This is a genomic window from Actinomycetota bacterium (assembly GCA_035697485.1).
Lineage (GTDB): Bacteria > Actinomycetota > UBA4738 > UBA4738 > HRBIN12 > JAOUEA01.
Genome location: DASSCU010000064.1, coordinates 15,064 through 33,777, shown reverse-complemented (window position 1 = coordinate 33,777; position 18,714 = coordinate 15,064). Strand labels below are relative to the sequence as shown.

Here is an 18,714-nt window from a genome sequence, read left to right as displayed (position 1 = left end):
CGTTGCAGGTGCTTGGCATGGCCGCTCGGTAGCATCGAGCCATGACGGTCATGGTCACCGGGGCCTCCGGCCCGGTCGGGCACGCCCTCGTGCCGCTGCTCGCCCGAAAGGACGAGGTGAGGGTCGCGATCCGCGATCCCGACGCCGCGGAACCGCTCCGCGCGCTCGGGGCGAAGGTCACGATCGGCCGGCTCGACGAGGCGGACGATCTCGCAGAGGTGCTCCGAGGGGTGTTCACGCTCGTGCATCTGGTCGGCGGACCCGACCAGGTCGACGACGACGCCCTGCTCGCCGCGAACCACGGTTCGACCGTGCGAGCGGTGACCGCCGCTCGAGAGGCGGGGGTGCGGCGGATCGTGTTCGTCTCGGTTCCGGGAGCCTCGCCGGCGTCGGCGGTGCCGTTCCTGCGAGCCAAGGGTCTCGCAGAAGAGGTCGTGGTCACGTCGGGCCTGCAACATGCCGTGATCCGGAGCGCCCCGGTCGTGGGCGCCGGCTCACTCTGGTTCGCCGCCACGGTGGCCGGCGCGCTTCAGGTGCCACCGATCGTCTGGGGGTCCGGCCGACGGCGGGTCGCGCCGGTTGCCGTCGGTGACCTCGCCGCTACCCTCGCGGTCGCCGACGACCTCGACGAGGACCTCGCCGGTATCTGGGGCCTCGAGGGTCCCGACGTGGTGGCCGCCGACGAGGTGCTCGCGCTGCTCGCCGGCCCCGCCGCCCGACCCGACCATCTCGAGGGCGAGACGGCGCGCTCTCGCCTCTCGACTCTGTTCGAGCGCCCGGTCAGTCGCCACGTCGTCGACGCTCTCATCACGTCGGCGCGCTCGGACGCACCCGATGCAGCCGAGCGGTTCGGCCTCTCCACGACGCCGTTCGCCGACGCCATGCGGTCGGCCGTCGCCTCGGCGGCGACGGCCGACGCCGCGGCCCGGTAGCATCGCCGCCACGATGGGCGACTCCGTGAGGCTCGAGGTCGACGACGCTGTCGGTATCGTCCGGCTCGACCGGCCACCGGCGAACGCGATCGATCTTCAGCTCGCGACCGAGCTCAACGACGCGATCCGTGAGGCGGCCGACCGCGATGAGGTCGGATCCCTCGTGCTGTGGGGTGGCGAGCGCATCTTCGCCGCGGGCGCCGACATCAAAGCGATGGCCGAGTGGGGCCCCGACGAGGTGCGGCCGACCGTCGACGCGCTCGGCGCGGCGTCCGACCTCCTCGCTGAGATCCCCAAGGTCTCGATCGCGGCCGTCAACGGCTTCGCGCTCGGCGGAGGGCTCGAGCTCGCCCTTGGGGCGGACCTGCGGTTCTTGGCCGACGACGCCACCGTCGGCCAGCCCGAGATCACGCTCGGGGTCATCCCCGGAGCCGGGGGGACGCAACGCCTGACCCAGATGATCGGTCCGAGCGGCGCCCGCGACCTCGTCTACTCGGGGCGTCTCGTGCGGGCCGACGAGGCCCGCCGCCTCGGCATCGCCGACCGCGTGGTACCGGCGGCCGACGTGCTTCCCACGGCGGTCGAGGCGGCTCGGGCGTTCGCCCGCGGTCCGCGGCAGGCGCTCGCGGCCGCCAAGGCCGCGATCGGGGCCGCGCTCGTCTCGTCCGGTCCTGAGGGCATTGCGCGGGAGCGTCGGCTCTTCCTGGATCTGTTCGGCACGGCCGACCAGCGCGAGGGCATGCGGGCGTTCCTGGAAAAGCGCGATCCGCGCTTCGGCGCCTGACCCGGCCTGCATCGGTTCCCGACCTCCTGGCCTCCGAACCTATGCAGTCACACTCCGTTCACGTCGCGGAATGAACCGATGCCGTTCGCCGTTCGAAGAACGTGCAAAGCGGGACCGACACCCCGAGCCGTCCGCCGGTCCCGTCCGAAAGGATGTGAACGACGTGGCAGAGGAGAGGTACCGGGGCGCGGCCGTCCGGACGCTCCCGCGTCCGAACCGCCAGTACGCGGGCGATCGCGTCTGCGCCGAGCGAGGCTGCGACACGAAGCTCTCGCGCTACAACAAGTGGCAGTTCTGCTGGCAGCACGAACCGGTGCACAGCTACGTGCCTCGCGGCAAGCGCAAGAGCCGGAAGGCCGCCTGAAACACCCGCCGACGATCGACCCCGACCACGAGGCCCTCCCCCGGAGGGCCTCGTTCCGTTCCGGGGTCGGCCGTTCGAGGGTTCCCCCGGACGGCGTACAGCGGGGGATCCCTTGAGTTCCTCAGATGTTCTGTCGCGCACAGGGTGCAGCCCTCAGGTATCCCCGATTCAAGGTAGCCGCGGGTGGTGCCGATGCAGGGTGCAGACCGCTCCCCCCGAGCGTGGAACCCTTTATGACGAACGAGATCGCCGAGCCTCCTGCGATGCGAGAGGGCGCCTGCCCGTACTGCGAGCGAACCGTGCTCGTCTACGAGGAGCCGCCTCGCTGCCCGCTGTGCGCCTGCCCGTTGGACGAGCACACCGTGCACCCGTTCCGCTTCCCGGGGGCCAGGGCCCCGGTCGACCCCGAATAGCCGGCCCGAGCACGGCCTCATTCGACCAGCAGCACGCGTCGTCGCCCGCGGACGTCGCTCACCAGCTCGATCGCGTCGGCCCGGTCTAGGTCGTCGAGTTGCACGGTGCCCTCGACCAGCCATCCCTCCTCGAGCGCGACTTCACGGCCCACGCCCGGCAGCAGTCCGGCGTCGAGGGGCGGGGTCACCCACTGCCCATCGAGAGCGACGGCGACGTTGGCGATCGTGGCCTCGGTGATCTCTCCCCGGTCGTTCATGAGCAGGACCTCGTCGGCGTCGGGGTGGCGGGCCCTCGCCTCCTCGTAGACGCCGCGCAGGCTGTTCTTGTGGAACATCATCGGGTCGGCGTGGTCCACGGGGTGGCCGCGGTCGACCGCCACGCGAACGGGTTCCGCTGACGTGACGAGCGCGGTGGCGCCCACGTCGACCGCGCCTCGGCGGTCGACGGAGACCCGGAGCCGGGCTGGCCGGTCGGGGAAGCGCGCCGCCGCCTGCTGCAGGGCCGTCACCACGGCTCGTTCGTCGTACGCGAACCCGAAGTAGGCGCTCGACTCCCGCAGACGCCTGAGGTGCCGATCGAGGTGGCGGAACCCCTCCCCAGGGTCGTGGCGGAGCGTCTCGTACAGTTCGAACCGCGGCCGCTTGGCCGTCAGCACCTGCGCCTTCGCGACCGTCTCGTCGTACTCGCCCTCGGCGCTCGACCCCCACGTGATGCCGCCCCCGACCCCGTACTCGGCGGTGTGGCTGTCGGCATCGAGCACCACCGTGCGGATCGGCACGCTGAACCGCGCGGCGGGAGCGTCCGAACCGCGCGGGGAGAGGACCCCGATCGCTCCGCAGTACACGCCTCTCGGAGAATCCTCCAGCTCGGCGATGATCTCCATCGTCCGGACTTTCGGCGCCCCCGTGACGGAGCCGCACGGGAAGAGCGCCCGGAAGACGTCGACCAGCGACGCGGTGGGCTCGAGGTCGGCCGAGACCGTCGAGGTGAGCTGCCACACGGTCTCGTAGCGCTCGAGGTCGAACACGTCGCTCCAGGTCACGGTGCCCGTGCGAGCGACCCGCCCCATGTCGTTGCGGAGCAGGTCGACGATCATCGCGTTCTCGGCGCGATCCTTCACCGATCCCCGCAGGCCGGCCGCGACCTCGTCGTCCTCGGCTGACCACCGCCCCCGGCGCGCGGTGCCCTTCATCGGCCTCGTCGTGATGCGGCCGTCGTCGATGCGGAAGAACAACTCCGGGGAGGCCGAGAGGACCCGGTAGCGCCCGAGGTTCAGGTGGGCGGCGTACGCGCCCCGCTGCGCGTAGCACAGGTCCCGGTAGAGGCCACGATCGTCGCCTTCCACCCTGGATCGCAACCGGAGCGTGTGGTTGACCTGGTAGGTGTCGCCGGCCGCGATGTGCTCGCGGATGCGGACGATCGCGGCGTCGTAGGAGTCGCGATCGACCGAGGGGCGCCACGCGTCGGTCCCGGTCCGAGGGGGGCCGTCCTGCGGTTCCGGTAGCACGGTGCGCTCGCGATCCTCGAACATGGCGAACCACGCCAGCGGCAGCCGTGCGAAGGGATCGTCGCCTGCCCCGTCCCGCACACGCATCGCGGGGTCGAGGCCCGGCGCCGCCTCGTAGGCGACGAAGCCCGCGACCCACATACCCCGAGCGGCTGCGCTCTCCGCTGCCGCGATCACGCCCGCGACTTCGTCGACCCGCAGCGCCTCGAGCACGCCCGCCGGCCCGATCAGGCGGAACGAGTCCGAGGCGCCCGTCAGGTCGTCGAAGCGCGCCTCGATCATGCCGGAACGATAGCGGTACGGCCATTGACGGGGCCCCTTCACTGGGGTCATCGGCGTCCACGCCGCCGTGTTGCCGTCCGGCGACGTGCTGTTCGACGAGCTGCCGGGATCGAGCCTGGCGCCGGCCCGCGTGTTCGATTCGCGGCCATCGTGCACGTCGGGCTGACCGCGGTTCCGACGGTAGCCTTGTCGTCATGGCGTCGAAGGGTTCCGTGCTGGTCGCGATGTCGGGCGGTGTCGACTCGTCCGTCGCCGCGTGCCTCCTCGCCGAGCAGGGGTACGAGGTGATCGGGTCGCACATGCGGCTCGTTCTCGACGGAGTCGAGCACGGCTGCTGCGGTCCGGCCGCGCTGGCCGATGCCCATGCGGTGGCGCGGATCGGCGGGTTCCCGTTCGAGATCGCGGAGATGACGGCGGAGTTCGATCGGCGGGTGATCGATGACTTCATCGCCGAGCACGAGGCGGGCCGCACGCCGAACCCGTGCGCCCGGTGCAACGGCGAGATCAAGTTCGGCGCCTTCCTCAGGCGAGCCGACGAGCTCGGCGTCGACATGGTGGCGACCGGGCACTACGTGCGGAGCGACCGGAGCGCGGACGGCACCTGGCATCTCCGCCGCGGGGCGGACGGGGCCAAGGATCAGTCCTACATGCTCTACATGCTGGGGCAGGGCCAGCTCGCGCGGTCGTTGTTCCCCGTGGGCGACATGCCGAAGCGGCAGACGCGGGCGCATGCCGAGCGGTTCGGCCTTCCGGTCGCGACGAAGCCCGACTCGCAGGAACTGTGTTTCGCGCCGAGCGGCGACGCGGGCGGGTTCGTGCGGTCGCGGGTGCCGGCACTCACGCACCCGAGGGGTGAGGTGGTCGACGCCGAGGGTCGAGTCCTCGCCGAGCACGACGGCACGTTCGGGTTCACGGTCGGGCAGCGGCGGGGGCTCGGCGTCGCCCTAGGCGAACCGGCCTACGTGCTCGAGGTCGATGCGGCGCACAACCGCGTCGTCGTAGGGCCGCAGGAGCTCCTGGCACGCGGGGGACTCCTCGCCGACCGGCCGTCATGGATCGCAGGGGGACCGCCCGCCGACTTCCCGTTCGAGGCGACCGTGCGCATCCGCTACCGCGGCGACGACGTCCCCTCGCTGGTGGAAGCGACGCCAGGTGGGTTCCGGGTGGAGTTCCGTGAGCCGCAGCGGGCGATCTCGCCCGGTCAGGCGGCGGTCGTGTACCGGGGCGACGAGCTCCTCGGCGGCGGCCGCATCGTCGAGTCGTTGCGCTGACCTCCGGCCCTCGTCGGTCAGGTTCGGAGCCGTCGGCGGCCTCGGCTATCATCGCCTTCCGAGCCGAGAGGAAGGGACACACCCTGAAGCTGCTGCGGCGCCGCGCCAAGAGCTTCGACATCCAGGTGCAGGACCTGGTGCTGCACATCTCCGCACCCGAGGACTACGCCGAGGAGTCGCGCGCCGCCGCGCTCAGCTTCTGGGAACAGCTGCAGAGCTACGCGCTGCGCTACCCGGCGTTCCGCGAGAGCAAGCGTCCGCTCGATCGCATCACGGCCGACGCGCCCGACATCGTGAAGGAGATGGTGCTGGCGGCCACGAGTGCCGGGGTCGGGCCGATGTTCACGTTCCGAGGGGCGGTCGTCGACCAGGTGGGGCGCTTCCTCGGGGAGCAGCTGCACGAGCTGACGGTCGCCTGCGACGGCGACTACCACATCCGATCCCGCAAGCGCATGAAGCTCGGGGTCAAGCGCCGTGGCGGCGAACCGATCACGGTGGCGCTGCCCCCGTCGCAATCGGGGGTGGGGGTCTCCACGACGCTCGGCCGCGGCCGCGGAGGAGCCGGCCCGGACGGGCTCGCAGTGATCGCCGACACGTGCATGCTCGCCGATGCCGCCGCCGCGGGCGTGCAGGCGGTGCTGGGGAAGCCGGGGGGCTTCCATCGCTCGCTGCAGTACCTGCGTCAGGTCCCCGGCGTGCACGGGGGCGTGATCGTCGCCGGCCTCGAGATCGGCCTCGCCGGCGGGGTGGAGATCGCCGCGTGAGCGCTCGGGCGAGGCCGACCGGCACGGCTCGGGCGCCCGACGAGCGCGAGCGGGCCGAGGCGAAGCTCCGCGTCGAGGAGCTGCGGTCCGAGATCGAGCACCACCGCTACCGCTACCACGTGCTCGACGATCCCGAGGTCGCCGACGCCGAGTACGACGAGCTGATGCGCGAGCTGCGCGAGCTCGAGGATCGATTCCCCGAGCTGCAGACGCCCGATTCGCCGACGATCACCGTGGGGGGTGCCCCCGCGGACCTGTTCGCACCGGTCGCCCATCGGGCCCCGATGCTCTCGCTCGACAACGCGTTCAGCTTCGAGGAGCTCGACGCCTGGGCGGCGCGCATCGAGCGAGGGGTCGGCGCCGAGGCCCGCTACGCGTGCGAGCTGAAGATCGACGGGGTCGCGTGCGCGCTCACGTATGAGCGGGGGCGCCTGGCGAAGGCGGCGACCCGCGGTGACGGACGCATCGGTGAGGACATCACCTCGAACGTGCGCACCGTGCAGGGCATCCCGCGCACGCTCACGGTCGACGATCCGCCAGCCGTCGTCGAGATCCGAGGCGAGATGTACTTCCCCGTCAGCGCGTTCGAGCAGCTGAACGTGCAGCTCCTGGCCGCCGGCGGCAAGGCGTTCGCGAATCCGCGCAACGCGGCCGCTGGGTCGCTTCGCCAGAAGGACCCCAAGGTGACCGCGTCGAGACCGCTGCGGCTGTGGGCACACTCGTTCGGCTATGCCGAGGGCATCATGTTCGATTCGCACCTGGGGTTCCTCGACTGGGCGGCCAAGGCCGGGCTGCCGGTCGCACCGACCACCGAGGCGCGCGACTCGATCGACGGTGTCAAGGCGTTCCTGCGGCACTGGGAGTCGCACCGGCACTCGGTGGACTGGGAGATCGACGGCACGGTGATCAAGATCGACCAGACCGACCTGCAGCGCGAGCTGGGTGCCACGAGCCACGCCCCGCGCTGGGCGATCGCGTACAAGTTCCCGCCCGAGGAGCGGACCGCGTTGCTGAAGAAGATCGACGTGCACACGGGGCGCACTGGCAAGGTCACGCCGTTCGCCGTGCTCGACCCCGTGTTCGTCGGCGGCGTGACGATCACCTACGCCACGCTGCACAACGAGGACGAGGTGCGGCGAAAGGACGTCCGGCAGGGCGACACGGTGATCGTCCGGCGCGCCGGCGACGTGATCCCCGAGATCGTCGGGCCGGTGCTCTCGAAGCGGAAGAAGGGTGCCCGGCGGTGGAAGATGCCGGCGACCTGCTCCTCGTGCGGCACGTCGCTCGTGCGGCCCGAGGGCGAGGCCGACTACCGCTGCCCGAACAAACGGGGGTGTCCGTCGCAGGGCATCGAGTGGTTGTTCCACTTCGCCGGTCGCGGCGCGATGGACATCGAGCACCTCGGGTACATGACCGTGATGCGTCTGCTGGAGGCCGGGCTGATCGAGGATCCCGCCGACATCTACGCCCTCGACCCCGAGAAGCTCTCCCAGCTGCCCGGGTTCAAGGACAAGGCGATCACGAACGTGCTGACGCAGATCGAAGCGTCGAAGGATCGACCGATCTGGCGGCTGCTCGTGGGTCTCAACATCCGCCACGTCGGCGCGCACGTCGCGCAGGTGCTCGCTCGCGCGTTCGGCTCGATCGACGCGATCGCGGCCGCGAGCGAGGACGAGATCGACGCCGTGCCCGAGATCGGCCCCGAGATCGCGGCGACGGTGCGTGAGTGGTTCGACGAGGAGGAGAACCTCGCGCTGATCGAGAAGCTGCGGGCCGCCGGCGTCCGCATGGCCGACGAGCGTGCGGGCGACGAGGGTCCGAGGCCGCTCGAGGGGCAGTCGATCGTGCTCACCGGCGGGCTCGAGACGATGAGCCGCGAGGAGGCGACCGAGTTCGCGCATGCCGCCGGCGCCAGGGTGGCCTCGAGCGTCTCGAAGAAGACCTCATTCGTCGTGGCCGGGGAGAACCCGGGCTCGAAGCTCGCGAAGGCGGAGACGCTCGGCGTCGACGTGATCGACGAGGCCGAGTTCGTGCGCCGCCTCGGCCGGAGCTGAACACGCGTGGGCGCGACCGTGATCGACGGGGTCGCGCTCGCGGCGACGCTCAGGGCGTCGATCGACGACGAACTCCGCGTGCTGCGAATGTCGTCGGTCACCCCCGGGCTCGCGACGATCACGGTGGGCGACGACGCGGGGGCCGCCGCCTACGAGCGCCACGTACGGCATCTCGCCGAGGGGCTGAGCTACCACTACGTGTCGGAACGCCTGCCGTCGACCGTGGAGCTGCCCGACGTGCTCGCCACGATCGGCAAGGTCAACGCCGACCCGCGCGTCACGGGCGTGCTCGTGTTGCGACCGCTCCCGGAGCACCTGCCGGAGGCGGTCGTGAACGCGACGGTCGACCCACGCAAGGACGTCGAGGGGCAGCATCCCGAGAACGCGGGGTTGCTGGCCCTGGGTCGGCCACGCTTCGTGCCGTCGACCCCCGCGTCGTGCTTCTTCCTGCTCGATGCCTACGCGCGGTCGACCGGCGCCGACCCGGCGGGCTTCTACGAGGGTCGCACCGTCGTCGTGGTCGGGCGCTCGACGAGCGTCGGCAAGCCGGCGCAGTGGCTCGCGCTCGAACGTCACGCCACGGTGATCGCCACCCACAGCCGGACGGCGGCATCGGGACGTCTGGCCGAGGCCACCCGCCAGGCCGACATCCTGATCGTCGCCGCCGGTCAGCCGGGGCTCGTGACCGGCGACATGGTCCGTGAGGGCGTGATCGCCGTCGATGTCGGCTTCCACGCGGTTCCGGACCCGGCGACGGGCGCGACGCGGTTGACCGGCGACCTCGACTTCGACTCGGTCGCGGCCAAGGCCGAGGCGGTCACGCCGGTGCCCGGCGGCGTGGGGCCGATCACCGACGTTTGGCTCGTGGGGAACACCCTGGTGGCCGCCGCGATCGCGGCCCACGTGGAACCGCGCTTCGGGACGGGGACCTGACATGGCGAGCGCGTTCGGCACGACGTACCGGTTCCGAGAGCCGGGTGCCCCCGGGCGGGCGGCGAGATGGGCATGCCTCGCGAGCGCGGCCATCCTGTCGATCACGGGCATCGTGGCCATCACGCGAGGGGCCTCCGATGCCGAGTGGCAGGTGCGCCTCTTCCTGCCCCCCGAGGGGTCGTCGGCCCAGCCGGCGTTCTCGACCTTCTATCCCGGCGCGATCGGCACGGTGGTGTGGATCGGCAGCCTTGCGTTCCTCGCGACCGCCGTGTGCTGGCTCGTCTGGCAGGCGCGGGCCCACGAGAACGTCTGGGCCGTGCCCGGTCTTCCCGCCCCCACCCGCAAACCCGGCATGGCCGTGATCTGGTGGTTCATCCCCTTCGCGAACCTGGTGATGCCCTACGTGTGTGTGCGTGAGCTCTCGACGATCTCCGCCGCGCGGGCCGGGTCGACGCCTCGGCGTGGGCTGCACGTGGTCTGGTGGGCGCTGTTCCTGGCGGCCGTGGTCGCGAGCATCGTCGCGGCCATCTGGCCGTGGGTGCTGATCGTCGCTCGGGTGGCGGAGGCCGGCGACCAGGTCCGCGGCACCACCTACGTCGTCGATCTCTCGCCGGTCGCATGGGGGATCGGGGTCTGGCACCTCTTCCTTGCGGCCGCGGGGCTCGCCGGAGCGGGTGTCGTCGGCGACATCGAGCGTCACCAGGGCTCGATCGACGCCGGCACCGCGGGCGGTCCAGCCGGATCGGCGCCGTTCCCGGCGGGGCCGGACGGCCTCGCACCGCCGCGCCCGGACCTCGACTGACCCGGCGCGACTAGACTGCCGCCCATGCCGGTGGAGATCGACATCGACCACGTCGCGAAGCTCGCGCGCGTGCAGCTCACCGACGACGAGAAGGCGCGGATGCGCGACCAGCTGGCCGTGATCCTGGAACACGCCGCGAAGGTCGGGGAGGTCGCCGCGGACGACGTCGCGCCGACGGCCTCGCCGATCCCGAAGGTGAACGTGTTCCGTGACGACGAGCCCGAGCCGAGCCTGCCGCACGACGCCGCCCTCGCGAACGCCCCGGCGTCGACCGACGGGCGGTTCCTCGTGCCGAAGATCGCGGAGACCGGGTCGTGACCGAGCTCTGCGATCGCACGGGCACGGAGCTCTCCGCGGCCCTGCGTGACGGTGAGATCTCCGCGGTCGCCCTCGCGGAGTCGGCGATCGCTCGCCGCGAGGCATTCGACGATCGCGTGGCCGCGTTCCTCACGCCGACACCCGAGGTCGCGCTCGAGCGGGCGGAGGCGTTCGACACGTACCTCGCGACCGGCGCGCCGCAATCGGGCGTGGCCGGGATGCCACTCGCACTGAAGGACGTCTTCACCACGAAGGGCATCCGAACGACGTGCGGCTCGAAGATCCTCGACGACTACGTGCCGCCCTACGACGCGTCGGCCTGGACCAGGCTGTCGGGCGGCGGCTCGGTGCTCGTCGGCAAGACGAACTGCGACGAGTTCGCCATGGGCTCCTCGAACGAGAACTCGGCGTTCGGTCCCGTGCACAATCCCTGGGCACTCGAGACCGTGCCGGGCGGGTCGAGCGGGGGCAGCGCGGCGGCCGTCGCGAGCGGCATGGCCGTGTGGGCGCTCGGCACCGACACCGGCGGTTCGGTGCGTCAGCCCGCCTCGCTCAGCGGGGTCGTCGGGCTGAAGCCGACCTACGGGCGCATCAGCCGGTACGGCCTGATCGCGTTCGCCTCGTCGCTCGACACCGTCGGCACGTTCACGAGGAGCGTGCGCGACGCCGCGACGCTGCTCGGCGTGATGGCCGGGAAGGATCGCCACGACGCGACGAGCCTCGACGCCGATGTGCCCGACTACGCGCAGGGCCTCGAAGCCGGGGTTCAGGGCCTGCGGATCGGCGTGCTCGCCGAGGCCTTCGGCGAGGGCGTGGAGCCCGACGTCGCCGCGTCGGTGCACGCGGGCGTCGATCGCCTCGCCGGGCTCGGCGCCGAGGTGGGCGAGGCGTCGCTGCCGCACGCGGAGTATGCGCTCAGCGCCTACTACCTGATCGCGCCGAGCGAGGCGTCGTCGAACCTCGCCCGGTACGACGGCGTGCGTTACGGCCTGCGCGTCGACGGCGACGACTCGATCGAGATGATGTTCCGCACGCGCGGCGCCGGGTTCGGCCCCGAGGTGAAGCGGCGCATCATGCTCGGCACGTACGCCCTCTCGGCCGGCTACTACGAGGCCTATTACGGCCAGGCCCAGAAGGTGCGTACGCTGATCCTGCAGGACTACGCTGCGGCCTTCGAGCGGTTCGACGTGCTCGTCTCGCCGACGTCGCCGACGACCGCGTTCCCGATCGGGGCGAAGGCCGACGACCCGTTGGCGATGTACCTGAACGACATCTTCACGATCCCGGCGAACCTGGGAGGCGTGCCGGCGATCAGTGTGCCGTGCGGGCTCGACGCGAACGGACTGCCGATCGGTCTGCAGCTCACCGCGCCGGCGCTCGAGGAATCCACCCTGTTCCGGGCCGCACACACGCTGGAGTCAGACCTCGGGCTGGACCTCCGGCCCCCGCTCCTCGCAGCCGCCTGAGGCGTCGTCGCATCGCAGGCATCGACCGTTGCCCGCGGTGCTGCCCGGGGATACCCTCGATCCGGAGGTCGGGTCGTGCGGGGACGGCGGAACACCCTGTTGGTCCTCGCTCTGCTGTTGCTGGCGTCGACCTGTACGAGCGATCGACCGCCAGCGGGCGACGACGATCGGTCCACGGTTGCCACCGGTGGCCCCTCGGCGGCTCCGTCGCCGATCGCCGCGCTGGGGAACGGCGATCCGATCCCTGGATCGTGCGTCGGCGGCTCGACGAAGGCCAAGCAGACCGTGGCATTCGTGGCGGAGGGGAAGGCATGGGTGGTCGATCCCTCCGGGCGACGCCTCAGCTGTCTGTTCGAGGTTCCCGACGCGGGACCGTTCGCCTGGGGACCGCAGGGCGACCGCGTGCTCCTTGGCGACCTCGAGATCCGGGGTGTCGAGGGCGACGATCCGAACCTGCGGGCGACCGGTCAGCGCGTGCGCGCCTTCGATTGGGGCCACCCCCTCGGCCTCGCCCTGGTGTTCGCGACCCCCGGTTCGCGCCCGCCGGAGAAGCGGTTCATGGACGACGGGCGCGTCGATCGGCTGGACGACCTGCCGGTCGGTCGATACCTCCATATCGCGTATCACCCCAGCGGACTCGCCCTGGCCTTCGTCGTGGATCGCGGCGGACGTCAGCGCATCTGGCTGTCGACGAACGAGGGGCTCGATCCGGTGCCGCTCGTCTTCTCGAAGGGCGGGACACGGTTCACCTCGATCGCGTTCACGTCCGACGGACAGCACCTCGTCTGGACCGCCCAGCACGCGGGCGACTATCCCCAGGTCCATTCGATGGACCTCGCCGACCGCACCGGCTTCACCGACGGGTGGCGAGGCGACGCCGGCCAGGCGGCGTGGAACCTCCGACTGCCTCCGTCGGGGACGCTGCAGGCTTTCGATGTCGGCGAGACGTGTGCCGATCGCGTCGCGACGATCGCCCTCGGCCCCCGCGTGGCCCGACCGGCTCTGCCCGACGCCGATCGGCCCACGACCGCGCTCGGGTGGCTCGATGCGTCGACGCTGCTGGTCGGGGTCGCCGGATGCGACGAGGCGATGGACGTCGTCGCCGTCGACGTGTCCGGCACCGCGACCCCGGTCGTGCTGGGCGCCGAAGCGGCCGCGGCGCGGGTGATCACGGTCGACGCTCCCACGGAGGTACCCGCGCCAGCCGCCGACGCCGAGGAGCAGCCGCCGCCCGAGGGGGTCGGGTGATAGCAGGTCGTGCGGCGGCCGGTCGGCCGCCGGGAACCGAGATCGCTCGTCGGTCGAGCGGCGGGCTCGTCAGTGCTCGGGTCGACCCGTGGGGGAGGGCGCGGGCTCGCCGTGCTCCTCGGCCATCTCTCGGGCGACGCCCGCGGCCGGGTCGCCGGCGTCCTCAGGCTGCCGCGCGGCGCTGCCCGACGAGACGATCAGCGCGACCGACGCCAGCACGATCGCGCCGCTCAGGAAGATCCGCCCGGTGAGGGCCTCGTCGAGCACGACCACGCCGAGCGTGACGGCGACGATCGGGTTCACGTACGCGTACGTCGAGACGAGCGTCGTACGCACGTTGCGCAGCAGCCACAGGTAGGCGCTGAAGCCCACGAACGAGCCGGCCACGATCAGCCACGCGAGGCCGAGCCACGACGAGCTGGAGATCGCGTCCATATCGAGGTCGGCGCCCTCGCCGATCGAGAGCGCGACGACGAGGATCACGCCGCCGCCCACCAGTTGCTGCATGCCGCTGCCGAGCAGCGGCGCCTTCGGAAGCGGCGCCCCGCGCGCGTACAGCGACCCGACCGTCCAGCAGAGCGTGGCGGCGACCGCGACGAGCATGCCGCCGACCGGCACGCCCGCGCCGGCGCTGCCGCTCACGAGGAGGGCCGCCCCCGTGAAGCCGCCCACGAGTCCCACGATCACCTTCCAACCGAGGGGCGCCGCGCGGAACACGACCCGGTCGAAGAACGCGAGCCACAGCGGGATCAACGCGATGATCAACGACACGATGCTCGTCGGCGTACCCATGTTCTCCGACACCGCCACGAGCGCGTTCCCCCCGAGCAGCAGGAAGACCCCCACGATGCCGGCGGCCCGCCACTGCTTCGAGGTCGTGCGCTCGCCCGTGCGCATCGACGTCCAGGCGAACAGCACCGTGCCGGCGAACAGGAATCGCGCCGAAGCCCCGAGCAGTGTCGGCACCGTCTCGTTGACCTTCTCGATGCCGAGGTAGGTCGTGCCCCACACGAAGTAGAGGGCGCCGAGGATCGTCCAGACCTTCGCGGTCGGCGGGTGCGGGACATCGGACATCGAGGAAGGATAGAGGCCGCCGCGGGCTGCGTCGGTCCGATGGTCTCAGGGGGCCGAGCCGGGTCCCGACTCGTGCAGGTCGGTCGCGGTGTTCGCGTCGTCCATCCGGTGCCACGCTGACAGTGAGGCAACGGAGAGGAGGCGAATCATGTCTGCATTCATCCGTTCATGCCTCGTGGCGATCTTGGCGCTGACACTCGCCGCACCGGCCGCGCTGGCCAACGACGACGTCGAGGTGACGAAGACCGGCCACGGCACGATGGGGTCGGTCTGGAAGCTCGAACTCGACCGGGAGCACCGCATCGAGGTCGACTTCGAGGTGAACTCCCCGAACAAGCGAGCCGGGCACGTGTGGAGGATCGTGATGCGCCACAACGGCACGGTCTTCTTCAGGGGCACCCGTATCGCGGACCACGAAGGGGAGTTCGAGGTCGACAAGACCGTCGCCAACGTGGCAGGTCCCGACGCCATCCGGGTCCGCGCTGTGGACCGCAGCAACGGTGAGATCGTCAAGGCGGCTGCGACGATCTGACCCCGGGAGCCAAGTCGCTCGCGTTCTCGCCCCACCGACCTCGTCGGTGTCGACATCCGCTTCATGAACACCCGAGCACCACGACGTGGTCTGCAGCGGCCAGCTCACGGAGTGATCGCTGTTCGGGAGAGGGAGATCTCGACCGCGGAGTTTCGGGCAGGGTGCGCCACCCGCTTCAGATCCTGATGACGCTCAGGTCCCGGCCCATCACGACGTATCGTCATCCCTGTTGAAGCAACGACCGACGCTGGAGTACGTGGTCCTGATGTCCCTTGTCACCTTGTGGGAAGCAGACGAAGGATGGGCCGACGAGTTCGACCGGATCGAGCGCGAACTCCGCACGATCCTCGGCGAGGATGCCCAACGGGTCGATCACATAGGGTCCACGTCCGTGCCCGGCTTGCTGTCAAAGGACGTGATCGACGTTCAGGTCACCGTCGTGGACGAGAGTCTGCTCGACCGGGTCGCTTCGATGTTGGAGCAACGGGGATGGCGACGTCGTGCCCCCGTGGACGACCACGTCGTGCCCGGTCTCTCGGCCGATCCGTCGGAGTGGCAGAAGGCTCTCTTCCATGAGCCGGAAGGCAGACGGCAGGCCCATGTTCATGTGCGTGTGGCAGGCCGGGCGAACCAGCGGTACGCGCTCATCGTTCGTGACTACCTCCGCGGGCACCCTGCCGCTGCCGCCGCGTATGCGGAGGTAAAGCGCGGGCTGGCGACGCTGGCTCCCGATAGCGATGCCTATGCGGACGCGAAGGACCCGGCCTGCGACCTCATCTATCGCGCGGCAGAGGCATGGGCAACGGAGGCGGGCTGGGAGCCATCCGATCACTCCGATTGACATCGAGGGACATGCGCGAACGCTGTCCATGATCACTCGTCATGCCGGATAACCCGAATCTCTGCTTCGCCCTGCGGTCGGCCGCCACTGAAGATCGCCCGTTCCTCGTCGAGATGGCCCGGCAGGTCTGCACGCTCGAAGGTCAGCCGCTGGCTGCTGCAGACGATCCCCAGGTCGTGGCGTTCCTGCCCGATTCGATGGATGCGGCGGTTGTCGCTGTGGACAGGAGCGAACGGCGCCTCGGCGCGGTCTGGTGGGTGCTGCGCGAACCGCCGCTGCTACGCGATCCGAAGGGGAAGCCGCTCCCGGAGTTGGCGATAGCCGTCGTCGAGGACCAGCGCGGAAGGGGAATCGGTCGGGCGCTGCTCGACGCGCTCGTGGCGCGAGCGCGCGGCCATTTTCCCGCGTTGGCGTTGAACGTGCACCTTCTCAACCCCGCCGTCCGACTCTACATCCGGGCAGGTTTCAAGGTCGCCGCAGCAGGACGAGGGTGGTACGGAGTCGCCATGAGTCTGCCCTTCGACTCATAGCCTCGCTTCCTCGGGGGACATTCCCGAGCACTCGCGCATCAGGGCGTGCATGTTCCCCGACGGACGCGTCCCTTGGTTCAGTGCCCGGCCCTTGAAGGTCGTATGACCCTGCTCGAGACGAACCCAACGGATTACGTTGGCTTTGGTCGCGTTGGGCGCAGGCCGCCTAGCGGGAGGGACCCTAACTGGAGGGGGTGAGGTAAGGAGGGCGCGAAGCAGAACGGAGGCCACCAGTGGTGGAGGGCCGAGGCGGCGGGAACTCGCGCCCCTCTCAGGGATCGGTTCCTGGTGCGAGTCGGCCCTCGGAGATCGGAGGAGCCATGTTGTACCGACAGCGGATGCACTTCTTCCCGAAGTCGCAGGAAGCCTGGATCGAGCTCCTAAGGCTGGGCGATGAGTTCAACAAGCTCCTGGCTGACAAGGGTTGGACACAAGGCACGTTCTGGATGCCGTTGGCCGGTGAGACCGAGGTCATCGCCGAGTTCGACTACCCGGACCTTGCGGCCTTCGAGCGGGAGAGTACCCACATGTTCACGGAGCCGGACCTGATGGCCCTGGGTGGCAAGATCTGGGCGATCGATTCCGTCCGACCCACTTACAGCGAGCTCTTGAGCCCGGTGCCCAGCTTCAGCTAGGAGGGACGTTCAAGGCGGGCTTCACAGCCGTCCGGCGTTTCTTATCGGATAGCCTCTCCAGGGGCATCTCCGAGCGCTCACGCACTCCAGCGTCACGCGCCGTGATGCGTCGCTGCTCGAAGGAATCGCCTGGTCAGGCTTTGCGATCGGCGTGGAGTTCAAGCGACCTCGATCGGCCCCACGAGCGGGATCGGAGACTCCGCGGGATCGGTCGCGACGTGATCGGCGCGCACCCGTCCGTGCCATCTCAATAGGGTGGCGAGATGGTGATCCAACTGCTGCCGCACGATCCCGCGTGGGCCGGCCTTTACGAGACCGCAGCGGAAGAGATCCGACGGGCGCTCGGTCCGAGGGGTCTGCGTGTCGAGCACGTGGGGTCGACCGCGGTCCCGGGCATCGTGGCGAAGCCGACGATCGACGTCCTCATCCTCGTGGAGCGCTACGACCCGGAGGCCGTCTATCGATCTCCCCTCGCGTCACTCGGCTATACCCATCATCACCGGGACGACGTGCACGTCCTCTTCAAGGGCTCTCGCGGAGGTGTGGCGTTCAACGTGCACGTCGTGGAGGAAGGTGCCGCGGATGCGTCCATGATGATCGCCTTCCGCGACTACCTTCGATCGCATCCCGATGAGGCACGCCGATACGAAGAGCTGAAGCTGGCACTTGCCGGCCGGCACAGCGACGCAACCGCCTACGCTGAAGCGAAATCCTCGTATGTGCGGAAAGTCGTCCGTCAAGCGGGCTCGACGAGGGGAGATGCCGCGGGAACCTAGACGATCGCTTGCCCGCTCCGCCTAGGGTTCGCGGCGCTTCCAGAAGCTGTCCTTCTTGACGATGAGACCGTCATCGCCGAAGGTCCAGAGGTCGCAACCCCGAACCTCGATCCGATCTCCGCCGACCTCGGTGCCCGTGATCGTCCACTCGGAGACCCCGCGCGATCCGGTCGCGAAGTGATCGTCCTCACCGTAGTGGACGTCGGGGATCCCCTCGAAGCGAGCTGCCAGTCCACGACGAACCTCTGCTCTACCGACGAACCTGCGCCCCCACGGGTCCGGGCCACGAGGAGACTCGAAGACGCAGCCCTCGGCGAAGTTCGCCATGATCGCATCGATGTCGTGGTCGTTGAACCCGTTCAGCACCCGCAGAGGGATGTGGGGGGTTCGCTCGTTCGACATGACTCGACCTCCTCATAGAGCACAGGTTTCGTCCGGTACACAGGCGAACACTGGCGAATCACGGCGCGTTCTCCACAGGGCGTCCCGAGCTCTCGGTGAGGTCCAGGCGCAACAGCACCTCGTCGTCGAAGACGACCTCTCCCGTGCGGACGAAGCCGTAGCGTTCGTAGAACGGGATCGGGCTGCCGTCTCCCCTGGCCGGCGCTCGTCCACTTCTCGTTCACCCCGGGTCGACCCCTGAAGTGCGCGCGATCAGGTCGAGCGTCGCGGTGCCGTACCCGCGTCGCTGGTATCGGTCGTCGATCAGCAGCTTCCACAGGTACTGCGGGATGTAGCCCGGCGCGCCCACCTCGTCGCTGATCATCACGAAGCCGACGGGCGTCCGGTCGGCGTAGACGCCCTACGCGATCGCTCGGCCGTCAGGCTCCTCGGCGGCCTCGAGCAACGAGTCCGAGACGGTGCTGACGAACCGCTCCTGCTCCGGGGAGACGCGCAGGGCCTCGAGCGCGCGCCGGTTCGCGTCGTCGACGGGAAGGAGCGTGACCCTCATCGATCTCACGACCCCGATCCGGGCGGATCGTCGCGACGCCAGAACCGCCGCCACCAACCCCGCTTCGGATCGCGAGGCCTGCGTGGGCCACGGGTGCGTCGGAGCTCGTCGGCGACGTCACCGGCGCGCCCGGGCGTGCTGAAGTAGCCGTGCCCGCCGGCCGGGACGCCGCCGTGGCCCTCGTGGCCGCCCAGTCCGCCGTACCCGCTCACCGCACGAGGGTATCCCCGAACGG

The 18,714-nt window shown here is 70.3% G+C and carries 23 protein-coding genes; 17 read left to right on the top strand and 6 right to left on the bottom strand.

Features of this window, described 5'->3' with window-relative positions; genetic code table 11:
• Positions 1-41: 41 nt before the first annotated feature.
• From VFI59_16945 to VFI59_16930, 4 genes are all read left to right on the top strand, one after another.
• Positions 42-932 (top strand): NAD(P)H-binding protein, encoded by an 891-nt coding sequence (locus tag VFI59_16945; GenBank protein HET6715385.1) that lies wholly within the window; start codon positions 42-44, stop codon positions 930-932.
• Between the two features lie 13 nt (positions 933-945).
• Positions 946-1,716: an enoyl-CoA hydratase-related protein gene (locus VFI59_16940; protein ID HET6715384.1), complete on the top strand. Its 771-nt coding sequence runs from the start codon at positions 946-948 to the stop codon at positions 1,714-1,716.
• 163 nt (positions 1,717-1,879) lie between these two features.
• A complete protein-coding gene (locus VFI59_16935) occupies positions 1,880-2,080 on the top strand; it encodes a hypothetical protein (GenBank protein HET6715383.1) in 201 nt (66 codons plus the stop codon).
• A 233-nt stretch (positions 2,081-2,313) separates the two neighbouring features.
• Entirely contained in the window at positions 2,314-2,493 is a 180-nt protein-coding gene (locus VFI59_16930; protein ID HET6715382.1) for a hypothetical protein, read from the top strand.
• 17 nt (positions 2,494-2,510) lie between these two features.
• On the opposite strand, the gene pabB is transcribed toward VFI59_16930, so the two are convergent.
• The gene (gene pabB, locus VFI59_16925) at positions 2,511-4,283 is read right to left on the bottom strand and encodes an aminodeoxychorismate synthase component I (protein ID HET6715381.1); all 1,773 of its coding nucleotides are present in this window, start codon (positions 4,281-4,283) and stop codon (positions 2,511-2,513) included.
• Between the two features lie 194 nt (positions 4,284-4,477).
• Here pabB and mnmA point away from each other — a divergent pair, with 194 nt between their 5' ends.
• The 8 genes from mnmA to VFI59_16885 all read left to right on the top strand — a co-directional run bounded on the left by mnmA (position 4,478) and on the right by VFI59_16885 (position 13,139).
• Complete coding sequence (gene mnmA / locus VFI59_16920) at positions 4,478-5,554, top strand: tRNA 2-thiouridine(34) synthase MnmA (protein HET6715380.1); 1,077 nt, start codon at positions 4,478-4,480, stop codon at positions 5,552-5,554.
• Positions 5,555-5,679: 125 nt separating this feature from the next.
• Positions 5,680-6,318 (top strand): hypothetical protein, encoded by a 639-nt coding sequence (locus VFI59_16915; GenBank protein HET6715379.1) that lies wholly within the window; start codon positions 5,680-5,682, stop codon positions 6,316-6,318.
• On the top strand, positions 6,315-8,372 hold the full coding sequence (gene ligA / locus VFI59_16910; GenBank protein HET6715378.1) for an NAD-dependent DNA ligase LigA: 2,058 nt from the start codon (positions 6,315-6,317) through the stop codon (positions 8,370-8,372). Before VFI59_16915 ends, ligA begins: the two co-directional genes overlap by 4 nt.
• 6 nt (positions 8,373-8,378) lie before the next feature.
• Positions 8,379-9,305: a tetrahydrofolate dehydrogenase/cyclohydrolase catalytic domain-containing protein gene (locus VFI59_16905; GenBank protein ID HET6715377.1), complete on the top strand. Its 927-nt coding sequence runs from the start codon at positions 8,379-8,381 to the stop codon at positions 9,303-9,305.
• Position 9,306: 1 nt separating this feature from the next.
• Positions 9,307-10,107, top strand: coding sequence for a DUF4328 domain-containing protein (locus tag VFI59_16900; GenBank protein ID HET6715376.1), 801 nt, complete (start codon positions 9,307-9,309; stop codon positions 10,105-10,107).
• A 24-nt stretch (positions 10,108-10,131) separates the two neighbouring features.
• Positions 10,132-10,425, top strand: a complete 294-nt coding sequence (gatC, locus tag VFI59_16895) for an Asp-tRNA(Asn)/Glu-tRNA(Gln) amidotransferase subunit GatC (GenBank protein HET6715375.1) — start codon at positions 10,132-10,134, stop codon at positions 10,423-10,425.
• Entirely contained in the window at positions 10,422-11,891 is a 1,470-nt protein-coding gene (gatA, locus tag VFI59_16890; protein HET6715374.1) for an Asp-tRNA(Asn)/Glu-tRNA(Gln) amidotransferase subunit GatA, read from the top strand. The genes gatC and gatA overlap by 4 nt, the downstream gene beginning before the upstream one ends.
• 75 nt (positions 11,892-11,966) lie before the next feature.
• Positions 11,967-13,139: a hypothetical protein gene (locus VFI59_16885; GenBank protein ID HET6715373.1), complete on the top strand. Its 1,173-nt coding sequence runs from the start codon at positions 11,967-11,969 to the stop codon at positions 13,137-13,139.
• A gap of 69 nt (positions 13,140-13,208) precedes the next feature.
• Here VFI59_16885 and VFI59_16880 read toward each other — a convergent pair whose 3' ends face one another.
• Positions 13,209-14,213, bottom strand: a complete 1,005-nt coding sequence (locus VFI59_16880) for an EamA family transporter (protein HET6715372.1) — start codon at positions 14,211-14,213, stop codon at positions 13,209-13,211.
• Positions 14,214-14,361: 148 nt separating this feature from the next.
• Here VFI59_16880 and VFI59_16875 point away from each other — a divergent pair, with 148 nt between their 5' ends.
• From VFI59_16875 to VFI59_16855, 5 genes are all read left to right on the top strand, one after another.
• Positions 14,362-14,745 (top strand): hypothetical protein, encoded by a 384-nt coding sequence (locus VFI59_16875; GenBank protein ID HET6715371.1) that lies wholly within the window; start codon positions 14,362-14,364, stop codon positions 14,743-14,745.
• Between the two features lie 265 nt (positions 14,746-15,010).
• A complete protein-coding gene (locus VFI59_16870) occupies positions 15,011-15,586 on the top strand; it encodes a GrpB family protein (GenBank protein HET6715370.1) in 576 nt (191 codons plus the stop codon).
• Between the two features lie 41 nt (positions 15,587-15,627).
• Positions 15,628-16,116: a GNAT family N-acetyltransferase gene (locus tag VFI59_16865; GenBank protein HET6715369.1), complete on the top strand. Its 489-nt coding sequence runs from the start codon at positions 15,628-15,630 to the stop codon at positions 16,114-16,116.
• A 320-nt stretch (positions 16,117-16,436) separates the two neighbouring features.
• A complete protein-coding gene (locus tag VFI59_16860) occupies positions 16,437-16,751 on the top strand; it encodes a hypothetical protein (GenBank protein HET6715368.1) in 315 nt (104 codons plus the stop codon).
• Positions 16,752-17,014: 263 nt separating this feature from the next.
• On the top strand, positions 17,015-17,527 hold the full coding sequence (locus tag VFI59_16855) for a GrpB family protein (GenBank protein HET6715367.1): 513 nt from the start codon (positions 17,015-17,017) through the stop codon (positions 17,525-17,527).
• Between the two features lie 21 nt (positions 17,528-17,548).
• On the opposite strand, the gene VFI59_16850 is transcribed toward VFI59_16855, so the two are convergent.
• From VFI59_16850 to VFI59_16835, 4 genes are all read right to left on the bottom strand, one after another.
• Positions 17,549-17,929 carry a nuclear transport factor 2 family protein gene (locus VFI59_16850; protein HET6715366.1) on the bottom strand — a complete coding sequence of 127 codons (381 nt, stop codon included), beginning with the start codon at positions 17,927-17,929 and terminating at the stop codon, positions 17,549-17,551.
• A gap of 220 nt (positions 17,930-18,149) precedes the next feature.
• A complete protein-coding gene (locus VFI59_16845) occupies positions 18,150-18,293 on the bottom strand; it encodes a hypothetical protein (protein ID HET6715365.1) in 144 nt (47 codons plus the stop codon).
• Between the two features lie 36 nt (positions 18,294-18,329).
• A complete protein-coding gene (locus VFI59_16840) occupies positions 18,330-18,479 on the bottom strand; it encodes a hypothetical protein (GenBank protein ID HET6715364.1) in 150 nt (49 codons plus the stop codon).
• Positions 18,480-18,484: 5 nt separating this feature from the next.
• On the bottom strand, positions 18,485-18,691 hold the full coding sequence (locus tag VFI59_16835) for a hypothetical protein (GenBank protein HET6715363.1): 207 nt from the start codon (positions 18,689-18,691) through the stop codon (positions 18,485-18,487).
• Positions 18,692-18,714 lie beyond the last annotated feature (23 nt).